This window comes from Actinoplanes subtropicus (genome assembly GCF_000721705.1).
GTDB lineage: Bacteria > Actinomycetota > Actinomycetes > Mycobacteriales > Micromonosporaceae > Actinoplanes > Actinoplanes subtropicus.
In genome coordinates this window covers 44,420-59,317 of the sequence record NZ_JOJL01000025.1, presented here as the reverse complement: position 1 = coordinate 59,317, position 14,898 = coordinate 44,420, and the positions used below count along the sequence as shown (strand labels likewise).

General features: G+C 73.2%; 9 protein-coding genes. 4 read left to right on the top strand and 5 right to left on the bottom strand.

Translation table 11 applies throughout. From position 1 onward, the window contains the following. Positions 1–9 precede the first annotated feature (9 nt). Genes eccB through IH26_RS0132070 form a run of 3 tightly spaced genes read left to right on the top strand, consistent with a single transcriptional unit; the run spans position 10 to position 7,581 of the window. The gene (gene eccB / locus IH26_RS0132080) at positions 10–1,329 is read left to right on the top strand and encodes a type VII secretion protein EccB (protein ID WP_030439999.1); all 1,320 of its coding nucleotides are present in this window, start codon (positions 10–12) and stop codon (positions 1,327–1,329) included. Positions 1,330–1,331: 2 nt separating this feature from the next. Further along, positions 1,332–4,268, top strand: coding sequence for a hypothetical protein (locus tag IH26_RS0132075; RefSeq protein ID WP_030439998.1), 2,937 nt, complete (start codon positions 1,332–1,334; stop codon positions 4,266–4,268). Positions 4,269–4,281: 13 nt separating this feature from the next. Next, a complete protein-coding gene (locus IH26_RS0132070) occupies positions 4,282–7,581 on the top strand; it encodes a right-handed parallel beta-helix repeat-containing protein (RefSeq protein ID WP_030439997.1) in 3,300 nt (1,099 codons plus the stop codon). 23 nt (positions 7,582–7,604) lie between these two features. Here the strand turns inward: IH26_RS0132070 and IH26_RS0132065 are convergent, their stop codons facing one another. The 4 genes from IH26_RS0132065 to IH26_RS0132050 form a co-directional block, all read right to left on the bottom strand. Then, the gene (locus tag IH26_RS0132065; protein ID WP_051808884.1) at positions 7,605–8,243 is read right to left on the bottom strand and encodes a TetR/AcrR family transcriptional regulator; all 639 of its coding nucleotides are present in this window, start codon (positions 8,241–8,243) and stop codon (positions 7,605–7,607) included. Between the two features lie 77 nt (positions 8,244–8,320). After that, entirely contained in the window at positions 8,321–10,072 is a 1,752-nt protein-coding gene (locus IH26_RS56320; RefSeq protein ID WP_051808882.1) for a serine/threonine-protein kinase, read from the bottom strand. A 1-nt stretch (position 10,073) separates the two neighbouring features. After that, a complete protein-coding gene (locus IH26_RS0132055) occupies positions 10,074–12,443 on the bottom strand; it encodes an FHA domain-containing protein (RefSeq protein ID WP_051808880.1) in 2,370 nt (789 codons plus the stop codon). A gap of 135 nt (positions 12,444–12,578) precedes the next feature. Next, a complete protein-coding gene (locus tag IH26_RS0132050; RefSeq protein WP_051808878.1) occupies positions 12,579–13,244 on the bottom strand; it encodes a TetR/AcrR family transcriptional regulator in 666 nt (221 codons plus the stop codon). Positions 13,245–13,449: 205 nt separating this feature from the next. On the opposite strand from IH26_RS0132050, the gene IH26_RS0132045 reads away from it, so the two are divergent. Then, positions 13,450–14,622 (top strand): PucR-like N-terminal domain-containing protein, encoded by a 1,173-nt coding sequence (locus IH26_RS0132045; protein WP_051808877.1) that lies wholly within the window; start codon positions 13,450–13,452, stop codon positions 14,620–14,622. 21 nt (positions 14,623–14,643) lie between these two features. On the opposite strand, the gene IH26_RS0132040 is transcribed toward IH26_RS0132045, so the two are convergent. Beyond that, positions 14,644–14,862, bottom strand: coding sequence for a putative signal transducing protein (locus IH26_RS0132040; RefSeq protein WP_030439991.1), 219 nt, complete (start codon positions 14,860–14,862; stop codon positions 14,644–14,646). Positions 14,863–14,898 lie beyond the last annotated feature (36 nt).

The window sequence follows — 14,898 nt, the reverse complement described above, 5'->3', positions numbered from 1 at the left end:
GGGCGCCCGATGCAGACCCAGCGCGACCACGTCCACGCGCACCAGTTCCAGATGACCCGGATGAGCAACGCCCTGGTCATCGGCGAGACGACGAGCGCCGACAACCCGTTCCAGCGGCCGATCGTGGGCCTGCTCACCGGGATCGTCATCGCGATCCTGGTGATGGCCGGGTTCCTGGTCTACGGCTGGCTCAAGCCGGGCGGCAACACCACCTGGCGCAGCCCGGGCGTGATCATCGTGGAGAAGGAGACCGGCAACCGGTACGTCTACCTGGGCGGCGCGCTGCATCAGACCCGCAACCTCGCCTCGGCAATGCTGCTGGAGGGCCCGGGCTCGAGCATCAAGCTGGTCTCCCGGGAGTCGCTGAAGGGCGTTCCGCACGGCTCGTCGATCGGGCTGTCCGCGGCGCCGCAGGTGCTGCCCGCGGCCGGCAGCCTCCTGGCCGGGCCGTGGCTGGCGTGTCTCTCGCCGGGGGCGGCGCACGGCGTACGGCTGGATCTGGATCCGACCGCCCCCGCGCTGCCGCTGGGTGGCAATGAGTTCAGCCTGGTCGCCCACAACGGCAAGACCTACCTGCTGTGGCAGAACCAGAGGCACGAGGTGACCTCGGCGGCGGTGCCGATCACGCTGGGCGCCACCGCCGCCCAGCCGCCGGACGCCCCGTCGGACTGGCTGGACCAGGTGCCCCAGGGCGACCCGATCGGGCTGCCCCCGATCAAGCGGCTCGGCGAGGACGGGCCGACCGTGGCGGGGCACCCGTACAAGATCGGGCAGTTGTTCGTCCAGGACGGCACCGAGCAGCGGTTCGCGCTGCTCGAGGACGGCCTGGCGCCGGTCGACCAGACCGCGTTCACGCTGCTGCACGCGGTCGGCAAGGACCCGGTGACGCTGACCGCCGGCAACCTCGTGGGCGCGCGGCTCTCGCCCGACCACTCGCTCGCCTCGTTCCTGCCCGCGCTCGCCTCGGCCAAGTACCGCGACCCGGCCGGCCTCTCGCTCTGCCTGCGTCAGTCGCCGAGCGGCGCCAAGTCGGTCCGCAGCGAGGTCGTTCTCGGCCGGCGCGGGTATTCCCCGGGCGCACCGGTGGCGGTGGTCAAGGCCGGGACCGGCATGATCGCGTACGCCGTCCCGCTCGCCTCGAACAGCGGCACCCCGGTGCCGTTCCTCATCACCGACGACGGGATCAAGTACGACGTCAGCGCCGACAACGCGCTCTCGTCGCTCGGTCTGGGTGGCCCGGAAGTCCCGTTCCCGGCCGCGTTCCTCGACGAAGTCAAGTCCGGACCCGCGCTCAGCCGTGCCGCCGTGACCACCAATCTGGAGGGTTGACCATGAGATCACCGCTCGGCCGCCGCCGCACCGGCGACGACCTGGTCACCCGGCACATCGTCGGGAACGCCACCGTCCTGCACACCGACGACCACATCAGCGCCGAGGCGCAAGCGCTGGCCCTGGCCGTGCACCAGGACGCCGAGAACGACGTGGTCGTCCTCGACCTGCACGGCGACATGCCGGTCGGCATCTGGGAATCGGTGGCCGGCGCGATGACCAAGCGGCGCAAGGGCATCCGGCTGGTGGTCTGCGGCCCGCGCCAGGAGACCGCGGTGCTGGCCGGGCAGTGGCTGTCCGACCGGCTCAACCGCTCGGTGCTGGCCCCGTACGGCTATCTCATCCGCGGCGCGGCCGGGCTGCTGTTCGTGCACGACGGCAACGTCAAGGGCACCGGCTGGGTCCGGTACCGCCCGGGCAAGTCGCCGTCCTGGGACGCCAAGCGGTTCCCCCGCCCGGAGTGGGACGCCGCCGCGGCCGACCTGGTCATGACGAGCTCGGCCGGGGTGGCCGAGCCGCTCCCGGGCGGCGTCTGGATCCGCGATACGCACGACGCCGGCAACCTCACCAAACACTGGCAGTGGCTGGTCCGGTCGCTGCCCTGCCTGGTCGAGGAGCTGCCGATCGTGCTCGGCTGCCCGGGCACGCCGCCGCTGCCGCTGGACGACATCGCCCGCTTCTGGCGCGGCCTGGACGAGGACAGCCGGGCCCGGGCCCGCTTCGTGCAGTACGGCCCGGTGCAGATGCCGCGCGGCGAGGCCCTCGGCCAGACCATCGCCGACCTCCTGGGTACGCCGGTGATCTGCTTCGCCGGCATCCCGGTCGGTCCGCCCGAGGGACCGCAGATGCACACCGTGACCGGCGACGGCACGCTCGGCTGGGAGGTCTTCGCCAAGGAACTCGGTTACGAGCCGCGCTCCCGGGCCAGCGAGCCGGCCAAGACCCCGCGGGTGCTCAGCCACCGCGTGCCGGCCATGCTCGGCGACCCGATCGCGCCGCTGGTCTACTGGTACGCCAACGACGCCGTGATCGAGGTCGTGCAGTCCGGGCTGTGGGTGCGCCCGGCCGAGGAGCCGCGCGGCGCCGAGCACGTGCGGGCCACCATGGCCAGCGCCGAGCACCACACCCTGATCTTCGACGACAGCACCGCGGCCAAGGCGGTCCGGATGCGGGCGCTGGCCGAGGACGTCATCGCCCGCCTGGACGACCGCACCCGGGAACGCAGCGCGCTGCTGCCGGCCTCGATCGCGATCGCGGAGGCCGGCAACGGCAACCTGGCCGGGGGCCGGCACAGCTACCAGACGTCCACCTCGGCCGCCGCTCCGGCGACGGTGACGGCCGGCGGCCGGCCGCACGCCGAGGCGGTCCGCTCGACCACCGCCGAGCTGCCGGTCTATCAGGCCGAGGCGCCGCGGACGCTGCTGCCGGTCGCGGCCCCGGCGGCGGATCAGCAGCAGTACCAGATCGAGGCCTTCCCGCAGCTGCAGTACGCCCCGGACGCGGCCCTCGAGGGTGAGTTCCAGGTCGGCGAGCAGGTCGCGATCCCCGCCGCGCCGGTATCGCCCCCGATCCCGGAGCCGCCGGCCCAGCTGCCCGCCCAGCCGCCGGCCCAGCTGCCCGCCCAGCCGCCCGTTCAGCTGCCAGACCAGCCGCCCGTTCAGCTGCCAGACCAGCCGCCCGTTCGGCCGCGCTTCGGCCCGCCGGAAGAGGAGGAGCCGACCATGGCGTTCTCGCTGGCGTCCCTGGCGCCGGCCCTGCAACGGGCGGCCGACCCGGCCGCGGTCGAGCCGCCGCCCGTCGAAATGGTTGCCCCGCCGGTAGCGGAGCCTGCCTCGCCTTGGGCTCCGCCGTCCGACGTTCCGGCCCCGACGATGAACGAAGTCCCTGCCTTCCCGCCGGTTGATGCCGACCCCATCGTCCCGGCCGCCGCCGAGCCCGCCTTCGCGTCCGCCGCGGACGCCCCGGTCGCGCCCGACGCGCCGGTCGCCCCGGTCGAGCACCTGGCGGCCGAGCCCGTCTTCACGCCGCCGGTGGAAATCGTGGTCGCGGCGGCCGTGGAAACGCCGGCCGAGACGGCGGCGGAACAACCCGACGAGCCCGCGGACGCGCGTACCGAAGAAAGCCGAACGGAAATCACCCAGCCGCAGCCCACCCCCCAGCCCGCCGCCAGCGCGGTGCTGCGCGGCAAGGCCCTGGACGACGAGCGGACCTGGCTGCGCCGCACGCTCAACCGCGAGTTCGACTCGGTCGCCAGCACCATCTCGCGGATCCTCTCCGAGCACCCCGGCCTGCAGGGCACCGACGCCCGGGACAGCAACGACATCCTGGTCGACTCGGTCGCCGTCCGGCTCTACCTGACCCCGCAGGGCACCGCGATCGACACCGGGCTGCGGCACGCGGCCAAGGGCCCGCACGTGCCGTTCGCCCGGTGTGTCGCCGCCGGTCTGGGCCGGCTGCCCTCGCACCGCGGCGCGACCGTCATCCAGGCCACGCCCAGCGCCGCGGCCTGGGATCTGCTGACCGGGCGCCGGCTGCTGACCGAGTGGGGCTTCCTGGGCGCGCTGACCGAGCCCTCGCCCGACCTGACCGGCGACACCGACGTGCTGATCTGGTCGATGACCGCGCGCCGCACCCGGCTGCTCGAGCCGGACGGCGACCAGCGCGCCGAGGACCGTGTCCTGTTCCTGCCCGGCACCAGCTTCAAGGTGCTCGACGTGGCCGCCCCGGGCGAGGGGACGCGCGGCCGGGTGCTGATTCGCGAGCTGACCGCCGACGAGATCGAATCGGACGGACGGGTACGCGGCGACCGGGTCTCCTTCGACGAGCTGGCCACCCGTTCCCTCGAACGGTACGCGGAGAGCTGGACCACCCACCCGCCGACCGCCCGGGTCGGCGCCGCGTCGGTCGACCGCTTCGGTGCCCTCCCGGGCCTGGTCTGAGAGTGAGGCAATCGTGAACCGACAGGTCCTGGTGGTGGCGCCCGGTACGCCCGGCGCCTACCCGACGATCGGGTCCGCGCTGGCCCGGGCCGAGAACGGCGCGACCGTCACGGTGCAGCCCGGGCAGTACACCGAGCGGCTCAGCGTGACCAAGCGGGTGACGATCAGCGCCGAGGACGGCCCGGGCACGGTCGAGGTCCGGGTGGCCGAGGGCAGTGTCCTGGTGGTCAACGGCCCCGGCGCGGCGCTGCGCGGCCTCACGTTGAGCAGCCCCGACCCCAAGCTGGCGGCGGTCGACGTGCACCGCGGCGAGCTCGCCCTGGACGACTGCCGCATCGTCGGCGCCTCCTGGACCGCCGTCCTGTCCCGGCTGGACGGCTCGCTGGCCATGCGCGGCGGCGAGGTGGTCAACCCGGCCGGCGCCGGCATCGTGGTGACCTCGGCCCGGCCGAGCACGGTCGAGAACACCACCATCAACGACGTCGCCTCCTCGGCCGTGGTGGTGGCCGAGTCGGGTGCGCTCACCCTGCGCCAGGCCCGGATCAACCGGCCCGGCGGCAACGGCGTCGGCATCAACGGCAACGGCCGGTGCATCGTGGACGGTGGCCAGATCGTCGAGGCGGCCAAGCCGGCGGTGGCGGTCGAGGCGCACGGCAGCGCCCGGATCAGCCGGCTCAGCGTGCACGACAGCAAGAGCGTCGACCTGTACCTGCGCGGCGACGGCGAGGTGGCGGTGGCCGACTCCACGTTCACCGGCGCCGCCGTCCAGTCCGCGCACATCTCGGACGGCTGCGCGGCGGTGTTCAAGGACTGCTCGTTCATCTCCGCCGGGCACGTCGCGGTGCAGATCGCCGACGCGAAGCCCCGGTTCGCCGGCTGCACGATCTCGGAGACCAAGGTCGGGGTCCGGGCCGAGGGCGCGAGCGCCCCGGCGTTCGAGGGCCTGACCGTACGCGCGGCCGGCGACCGGGTCGCGGTGATCACCGGCGGCTCCACCGGCACCTTCACCGGGCTGACCGCGGTCGACGCGCCCGGGGCGGGGATCCGCGCCGAGGGCGAGAGCCAGCTCGAGCTCAGCGACGTACGCCTCGAGGTGCACGGCGCCGCGGCGGTCGAGCTGACCGGCGCCTCCCGGGCCACCGTGCAGGATGCCCGGCTGAGCACCACCGAGGACGCCGCGCTGTCGGTCACCGAGGGCTCCCGGGCCACCCTGACCGCGGTGGTCGCCGCGGCCGGCGGCCTGCTGGTCGGCGGCGAGTCCGACCTGACCGTGCGGGACAGCGAGGTGTCCGGCGCCCGCGGGGACGGCATCCGGGTCGCCGCCGGCGGCCGGCTCACCGGGGGCCGCTGCCGGGTCCGGGGCGCCCGCGGGCACGGCGTGGCCATCGAGGCCGGCGGCCGGGCCGCGCTCACCGAGTGCGAGGTGCTCGGCAGCGGCGGCGACGGCGTGCACGCCGACACCGGGGAACCGGTCGAGCTGATCCGGTGCACGGTCCGGGACAGCGGCGGCGTGGCGGTGTTCAGACCGGAGACGAACCAGCTGGTCACCGAGGACCTCGATGAGGGTGCGCCGGCGGTGCGACCGGGCCGGCCGGCCACCCCGAAGCAGGCCGCGCCGGTGGCGACGCCCTCCGCCCTCGAGGCGCCGGCCCAGGCCGAGGCGGTCGCGCTCACCGGCTCGCTGGCCGAGCTGGACAATATGATCGGCCTGGACGGCGTGAAGCGCGAGATCACCGGCCTGATCAACCTGATCAAGATGTCCCAGCTGCGCAAGCAGATGGGCCTGCCGATGCCGCCGATGAGCCGGCACCTGGTCTTCGCCGGCCCGCCCGGCACCGGTAAGACCACGGTCGCCCGGCTCTACGGCTCGGTCCTGGCCGAGCTGGGCGTGCTGTCCAAGGGCCACGTCATCGAGGCGGCCCGGGCCGACCTGGTCGGCCAGTACATCGGCTCCACCGCCATCAAGACCACCGAGCTGGTCACCAAGGCGATGGGCGGGGTGCTGTTCATCGACGAGGCGTACACGCTGACCGCCGGCACCGGCGGCTCCGGCCCGGACTTCGGGCAGGAGGCGATCGACGCGCTGATGAAGATGATGGAGGACCACCGCGACGAACTGGTGGTCGTGGTGGCCGGCTACTCCGACCTGATGGAGAAGTTCCTCGAGTCGAACCCCGGCCTCGCCTCCCGGTTCACCCGGACCATCGAGTTCCCCAACTACACGGTGAACGAGCTGGTCACGATCACCACGAACCTGTGCCGCAAGCACTACTACGAGTTGACCGACGAGGCCGTGGACGCGGTCACCGAGTACTACACGCGCGTGCCCAAGGGCTCGACCTTCGGCAACGGCCGGGTGGCCCGGAAGCTGTTCGAGTCGATGGTGAACAACCAGGCGTCCCGGCTCGCCCTCGCCCCGCCGACCCGGGACACCGAGCTGAACCGGCTCACCGCCGCCGACATGGCCCCCGAGCTGTCCGAGCTCGAGGCGTTGCCGGCCGGCCCGGCCGGTGGCCGCCCGGACGTGGCCACCGACCCGCGGGCCGCGATCGAGGCGTCCCGCAGCTGGCGCCGCCTGGGCGAGCTGGCCGGGGTGGCCCGGGCGCGGCAGGCGCTGGGCGAGACCGTGCTGGCGCTGGCCGCGGCCGGTCCTCGCCGGCCGCTCGGCAAGCAGGGCAACGTGCTGCTCTCCGGGCGTACCGGCAACGGCCGGCACGAGCTGGCCCGGCTGTACGGCGAGACCCTGTCCGAACTGGACCTGGTCCCGATCGGCCAGCAGATCCGGGTCGCGCTGACCGGCGACTGGGACGTGCAGTGGCCGGGCCAGGCACGCAGCCTGGTCGGCAAGGCGCTGCGGGACGCCGCGGGCGGCACCCTGGTCATCGACTGGGACGGCGACGACCGGTCCGGCGAGGTCGCCGAGGCCCTGGTCGAGCGGCTGCGCGAGGGTGGCGACCGGCCGGTGGTCGTGCTGCTGGGCGAGCCGGCCCGGCTGCGCGACCTGCTGGCCGCGGCGCCCGGGCTGACCGAGTGCTTCCCGCGCCGCTGCGAGGTCGCCGACTACTCGGACGAGGAGCTCGCCCAGATCGCCGTCCGGTATTTGCTGGACCGCGGACACGAGGTGCCGGACGAGGTTCGCGCGGCCATCGCCGGTCTGGCCAAGGGCCTGGCCGAGCCTACGGCGCGGGGCGCGCACGGCCTGGCCGCGACGCTGGCCCGGACGGCCGCCTCGCGCACGCTGACCACGGCCGACCTGAGCTTCCGGGTACCGTCCGACGCCCCGCTCACCGGGGGCCTGGCGTCGGTGGGCTGACCTACCAGCCGGGATGTGGCCGGTCAGGCCGTACGGGCGATGCTCAGCGCCAGCCGCGCGTTCAGGTCGCAGATCTCCTCCGGGCTGCGCCGGTTGCCGGGCCGGTACCACCGGGTGACGTCCAGGCAGAGCGACATGATGGCGGTGGCGGCGGCCCGGGTGTCGGAGGCGGTGAAATCACCGGCGTCGACGCCCTGTTGGAGGATGGCCCGGAAGATCCGGTCGATGCCGCGCGCCCGGTCGGCCACCTCGGCCATGTGCTCGGGGGTCAGCGCGTCCAGTTGATAGAGCACGACGCGGCTGACCGGATTGTTCGACGCGTGCCAGGCGGTGAAGGTCTTCACCACGTGGTGGAGCCGTTCGGCGGGGTCGTCGCCGTGCTCCGCCTCGGCCGTGAGCAGGTCGACGGTGAGGTCCATCGCCGAGATCGCGATCTTGAAGAGCGCCTCCTCCTTGGAGCTGAAGAAGGCGTACAGCGCCGCCGGACTCATCCCGGCGCGGGCCGCGATGTCCCGGGTCGAGGTGCCGTGGAAACCCTTCTCGGCGAAGGCGTCGACGGTGGCCAGGAACATGGTGCGGTAGCCCGGGGGAAAACGGTATTCCTCCATCCGGCGGGCGAGGGCGCTCTTGGCGGGGTGCGTGCTGGCCTGGTCGTCGTGCACCGCGAAAATGTCTCTCCGGAAAAGTTGAGGTCACCTCGTTGCGCGACACCCTACCCGGCGATGCGGTCGGCAAGGGTCTATGTCTGGAAGGAAAGAGCGGGCCCGGTGAGAGTGGCGGTGCCGTTCGTGCATGTCTGCCGGGCCGTGTAGCGGTGAAACAGGGGCGCGAACCAGGTGATCTGCCCGCCGCCGGTGGACACCGCCTGATCGGTGGGCGCGTTACGGTCCGGAAGATTCGCGAGGGCGGTCACGGTGCACGTCCAGGATTGCGGGTTGCCGTTGAGATCGACCGGCGGTATCACGAGGGTGTGCTGGAGCCCCTCGGCCTCGATATCCAGATCGTTGAGACGCGGCAGGCCGAACGGCGTGAAGGCAAGCGTCCTGGATGTGTTGCATTTGCCGAAGGAGTTGCACACGCGTACGGAAAAGGCGTATTTGCGGCCGTTCACCAATCCCGTGATCGTGGTGCGATAGGGGCCGGTGAATTTCGCGGTGGGCTGCACCTGCCGGCTGCCGTCGTCGTAATTCACCAGAATCTTGGCGACCCGCCCGCTGCCCGCGACGACGCCGTCGATGCGCAGGGACGCCTGCGAGTCGGAGGCGAGCGCCGTGTCGCCGGCGACATCGGCGACCAGGACGGGGACCTGCGGGGCCCGGATGTCCGGGTGTGCGACGGCGGGCGCCGACGGCGTCGCGGCCGTCGTCGATGTCGATGTCGACGGGACAGCGCGCGGTACGGCCGGGGCCGGAGTCGCGCCGCTGGGGGCGGATCGGGGCCCGGCCGGCGTGGCGCTCGGCGTCGGCATGGCGGTGGACGCCGGGGCGAGGTGCATCCCGACCGCGGCGACCAGGACCACCACTGCCGCCGCGGTCGCGGTAATGAGCGGCCCGCGCGGCAGGCGCCGGAGGCGGCCGGCCGGTGTCTTCGGCGCGGGAAGCATGGTGTCGCAGCCGCGATCGGCGCGAAGCACGGCCAGTTCGACGGAGCCGCGCAGCAGGGTGGCCGTCTCCGCGGCCGGATTCGCCGCCAGCTCCGCCGGTGGCGCGACGCCCTGCGGCGCACCGGGCAATCCGCGGAGCGTCCGGGCGACCTCCGCCGCGCGGGGACGCCGGTCCGGCTCCTTCGCCAGCATCCGGGAGACCAGCTCCCACCACGGGCCCGTCATCGCGGCCGGCCGCTCGACGGGTTTCGCGGTGACCGGCCGGCCGCCCGTGATCAGCTCGTGCGCCATCACGCCGAGCGCGTAGACATCGGACTCGGGGCCGACGGGCCGCCCGTGGACGCACTCCGGGGACAGGTAGGCCGCCGTCCCGACCAGGTCCTGGCGGCCGCTGGAGCCGGTCCCGGCGTGCTGGGCGACCCCGAAGTCGGTGACCCGGGCCCGGTAGGAGTCGTCCGAGCCCCGTTCGATCAGGACGTTCTCCGGTTTTAGGTCACGGTGCACGATCCCGGCGGCGTGGATCGCGGCCAGCCCCTCGGCGATCTGAACGAGGATGTCCCGTGCGAGCGGCGCCGGGCACGGCCGGGAAATGGCGCGTCGCAGGTCGCCCCCGGAGACGTACTCCATCACGATGGCGAGCCGGTCCCCCTCGGCCACGAGGTCGAGCACCCGGACCACGTTCGGGTGCTCGACGGTGCGCAGCAGCCGCGCCTCCTGCAGGAACCGGGAGACCAGGTCGAGGTCCTCGGCCAGCTCGGGGCGCAGCAGCTTCACCGCGACCGGCCGGCCGCCTTCCTCGTCCGTACGGGCGAGATGGACCTCGCCCATCGATCCCTGGCCGAGCCGGTCCGACAGCGTGTAGCGCGAGCCCAGGCGTTCCGTGTGCAAGTCATCCTCCGTGTCTATTGCGCCCGGCTTTGCCGCGCGAAGGACGCGGCTGCCGGCGCCGCAGCAGCGCGTAGGTGAGGCCGACCATGACCACCGCCAGGCAGGCCAGCCCGCTGACGTCCCACCGCCACACCGAGGCCGAGTGGACCCACATCGTGTCGTGCGGCAACTCCGGATGCAGGAAGTGCAGATCCACCGTCGAGGCCGTCGCGGCGAACGCCCACCGGGCCGGGAAGAACCAGCTCAGGTAGCTCAGGACCGCGCTGTCGGCGACCGGCACCACGCCGCCGCTGGCGACGATCTGGGCCATGCTCAGCAACACCAGCGGCGGCATCATCTGGCCCTCCTCCCGCACCACGGCCGAGACCAGCAGCCCCATCAGCGCGGAGACGACGGTCATCGCGACGACCACCACCGCCATCTCGAGGTAGGGCGCGTGCAGCACCAGCGGGTCGTCCGGCCGCACCCGTCCGGCCTGGGCGAGCAGGGCCAGCGCCAGGCCCTGGACCGCGGCGACGACCGTGCAGAACAAGACCTTCGAGCAGAGGTACGCGAGTGGGGACAGCCCTACCGCACACTCGCGGTCATAGATCGCCCGCTCCTTGACCAGCTCCCGGATCGTGCCGGCGAGGCCCATCAGGGCGGCCCCGATGATCATGGTGAGCATCAGCTGCGGTGCGTCGTTGTTCCCGGCGATCCGGGCGAACCCGCCTCGGTCGGGGGCGCCGCGGGACAGCAGGGCGAGCACGGCCGGCAGCAGGGTGAGCATCGCGAGCAGCGTCCGGTCCCCGGCGGCCACCGCGAGCTGGCGGCGGATCAGCGTGCCGCTCTGCCGGGCGAACCGCCGGCGGCCCGGCCCACGCTCGCCGGCCACCCGATCCGGCGTCGGCGTTCCCGGGATGTCCGGCGGCGGAAACGACCGGGGGTCCCGGCTCGGACTCTCCGCGAAGGCCGTGGCCCACTCCCGCGGTTCCTTGGTCTTCAGGGCGGCGTAGACATCGGCCCAGGTGGACACCCCGAAATGCGCGAACACCCCGGCCGGCGACCCGCAGTACGCGACCTGGCCCCCGGTGGTGAGGACCAGAATGACGTCGCAGCGGTCCAGGTGGTCGAGGTTGTGGGTGACCAGGACGACCGTACGCCCGCCGTCGGCCAGCCCTCGCAGCTGCTCCATCACCTCTCGGTCGAGGTCGATGTCCAGCCCGCCGGTCGGCTCGTCAAGGAACAGCAGGCTCGGGCGGGACAGCAGCTCCAAGGCCGTGCTCGCCCGCTTGCGCTCGCCACCGGAGAGCCGACTGATCTTCGTGCCCAGCCGGTCGGTGAGGCGCAGTTCGGCGACGACCTCCCGGATCCGCTCGGCGCGTTCCTCGTCGGTGGTGTCCGTGGGGAACCGCAGGCGGGCGCCGAACTCGAGCGCCCGTTCGACGGTGAGCACCCGGTGCAGGATGTCGTCCTGCGGCACGAAGCCGATCCGCCGGACCAGCTCGGCACGCTCCCGATAGAGGTCGCGGCCGCCGAAGTAGACCCGCCCGGAGGTCGCCGGCTCGAGCCCGGAGAGCGCGTGCAGCAGCGTGGACTTGCCGGCGCCGCTCGGCCCGACGATCGCCATCATCGTCCGCGGCGGCAGCGAGAACGACACGTCGCGGACGAGCGGCCGGCCGTCCGGCAACGTGACGCCGAGCCCGGCGGCGGCGAAGGCCGGGCCGGAGGTGTCCAGCTCGTCGAGGTGACCGTCCCGGAAGCGGAACTGGTGGGCGCCGATCCCGATCAGATCGCCGGGCCGCAGCCGTACGCGACGGATCCGGTGCCCATTGACGTACGTGCCGTTGTCGCTGCCCAGGTCGGCGAGGAAGGCGCCCTCGCCGTCGGGCCAGAGGCAGGCGTGCTCCCGGGACACCAGCAGGTCGGTCAGGACGACCGGGTTGTCGCGGGCGCGCCCGATCCGCAGCATGCGCCCGGCGATGTCGTGCGAGGCCAGGACCCGCGGCGACGGGCCGTCCGCGGTGGACCCGGGTGGCTCCGGGGCCGGGGTCTCGGCCTCCGCCGCGGGCGTCGACATCAGCAGGAACGCGGGACCGTCGGGCCCGCCCAGCCGGATGAGCGCGGGACTGTCCCCGATGGTCGTGTGCGTGATCCGCTCGCCGTCCCGCCAGGTCCCGTTGGAGCTCTTGAGGTCGGTGACCCGCCATCCGTCGGCGCAGTGGTGCACGGCGGCGTGCCGACGGCTGACCAGGGGATCGGCCAGCCGGAGGTGGGCCAGGCGGGTCCGCCCGATCAGCCATCGGGTACCGGGTTCGAGCCGATACTCGCGGCCGTCGACGACCAGGTTCAGCGTGGTTCCCGGCCGAGCAGGGTGGAGTGTGCTGGTCATCGTCGCGGCCTCGCAGTGCTGGTCGGGAGGCCGACGCTACTAAGCGGTCGCTTTGTGCGGAACCCTAGGTGACTGGTTAGTAGCTTAAGAACACCTTAATTCACGTCCGGGTACGCGAAAGATGCTCGGATGCTGCTATCGGACCGGGTCGGGCGCCGGCTGGACGAGCCGCAGGGCCAGGTCGGCGTTCAGCTCGCCGATGGCCTCGGGGGTGCGCCGCCCGCCGGCTCGATACCAGCGGGCCACGTCGACGCACAGGGACATGATGGCGGTCTCGATGGCGGTGACGTCGCAGATCACGAAGTCCCCGGAGGCCACGCCGTCGGTGATGACGCCCCGGACGACCTGGTCGATGGCCCGCTTCCGGCTCAGCACCTCGGCCTGGTGCTCCGGGGTCAGGGCGCCGAGCTGATGGAGCACGACGCTGGCGACGGGGCTGTTGTTGGCGTACCAGATGGAGAGGATCTTCACCACGTCGCGAAGCCGGTCGGCCGGCCGCCGGGAGCGGGCGCCCTCCGCCGACAGCATCTCCACCGTGAGGTCCAGTGCCGCGATCGCGATCTGGTAGAGCGCGTCCTCCTTGGAGCGGAAGAACGCGTACATGGCCGCCGGGCTCATCCCCGCGCGGGCCGCGATGTCGCGCGTGGTGGTCCCGTGGAAGCCCTTCTCCGCGAACGCGTACGCGGCGGACAGGAACATCCGCCGGTAGCCCTCCGGGAAGCGGTACTCCTCGAGCCGGCGGGCGAGCGGCCCGGTCGCACCGCCGCCCACGCCCGGCGCGGCCGGCCCGTCGGGCGCCATGTGAACCGATCCTCCGCCTGTCACCCTCGCTCCTACCCTCCCGTTCGCGTTCTGGGATGGTAGCCCCGGTCCTATTTACCGCTTCTGTGGAGGCCCATAAGGACACTTAAGTTACTAAGCGGTTGCTTAGACCGTAGATCCTGTGCCTACAATCCGTGCGCGATTTTCGCCTGCTTCGCCGCTTCACCGAGGAAAGGAGCGCGCGATGGGTGTTCTGGGGCGGGCCGCCGAGGCCTTTCGCCTGGTCGCCCCCGGCCTCACCGAGGAGACGATTTCCGCGGTCGAGGCGGCGATCCCGGAGTACGCGCGAGCGGCCGACGAGACGTACCGGCGCACCCTCCGGACCGGCGTCGAACGGGCCCTGGCCGGCTTCCTCGGCATTCTCGAGGGGCGCGACGACACCTCCTGGCGCGAGTCCTTCCGGGCGATCGGCGCGGGCGAGGTACGCGAGGGCCGCGACCTGGACGCGCTGCAGCAGGCCATCCGGATCGGCGCCCGGATCGGCATGCGGCACCTCGTCGCCTTCGCCGAGCGCGAGTCGCTCTCCGCCACCGACCTCGGCGTGCTGGCCGACGCCGTCTGGAAACACGTCGACGACCTCGCCGAGGCGGCGGCCCAGGGGCACGCCGTGGCCCGCGCCGCCGAGCGCGGCGAACGCGACCGTCGCCGGCGCCGGCTGTTCAACCTGCTCGTGGCCGACCCGCCAGCCGGGGACGAGGTCCTGTCCGCCGCGGCCACGATCGCCCGCTGGCCGCTGCCGCAGCGGCTGGCGGTCGTCGTGCTGGAGGCGGAGGACGTCCGGGCCACGCCGCCGGTCCTCGCTCCGGACCTGCTCGCCGACCTGGATCGCCCGGAGCCGGCGCTGATCGTGCCCGACCCGGGCAGCCCCGCCCAGGTCCGCCTCATCGTCAACAGCCTGCGCCGCTACCGGGTGGCCGTCGGCCCGGCCGTGCCACCCGCCGCGGCCGGTGACTCGCTGCGCTGGGCCAGCCACGCCTTGAGCCTCGCCGGCCGCGGCATCATCGACGGCAGCGGCCCGACCTGGTGCGAGAACCACCTGGGCACGCTGGCCATCTTCCAGGACGAGGCGCTGCTCGCCTCGGTGGCCGAGCGGCGCCTGCGCCCGCTGGCCGGGGCTCGGCAGAGCCAGCGCGATCGGCTCGCCGACACGCTCTTCTCCTGGCTTCAGCAGAACATGAACGCCAACGCGGTCGCCGCCAGCCTGCACCTGCACCCGCAGACCGTCCGGCGGCGGCTGCGCCAGCTGGACCGGCTCTTCGGCGACCAGCTCCGCGACAGCGACCTGCGGTTCGAGCTGGAGATCGCGCTCCGGGCCGACCAAGCCCGCCGCGCCGAGCACGCCGGCCGGTCGGCCTGAGCGGCAAGCCGGCCCGGCTCGCTAGGCGAGCCGGGCGGCGAGCAGCTTGCGGGCGGCCGGGGCGTCCTCGGGGGAGACGAGGACCTGGACGCCCTCCAGCTGCAGGGCCGGATCCTGGCCGCCGGCGTCGTCCGCATTGATCCCGACCTTGATGCCGTTGCTCCGGAGCAGGCCGGCGATCACCTCCGCCTCGATGCGGCTGTCCACCACGGCTACCTCGACTGCCTCGGGGAACTCCACTTTCGACCTCCGGAGGTTGGGAATGACCATGGCCAG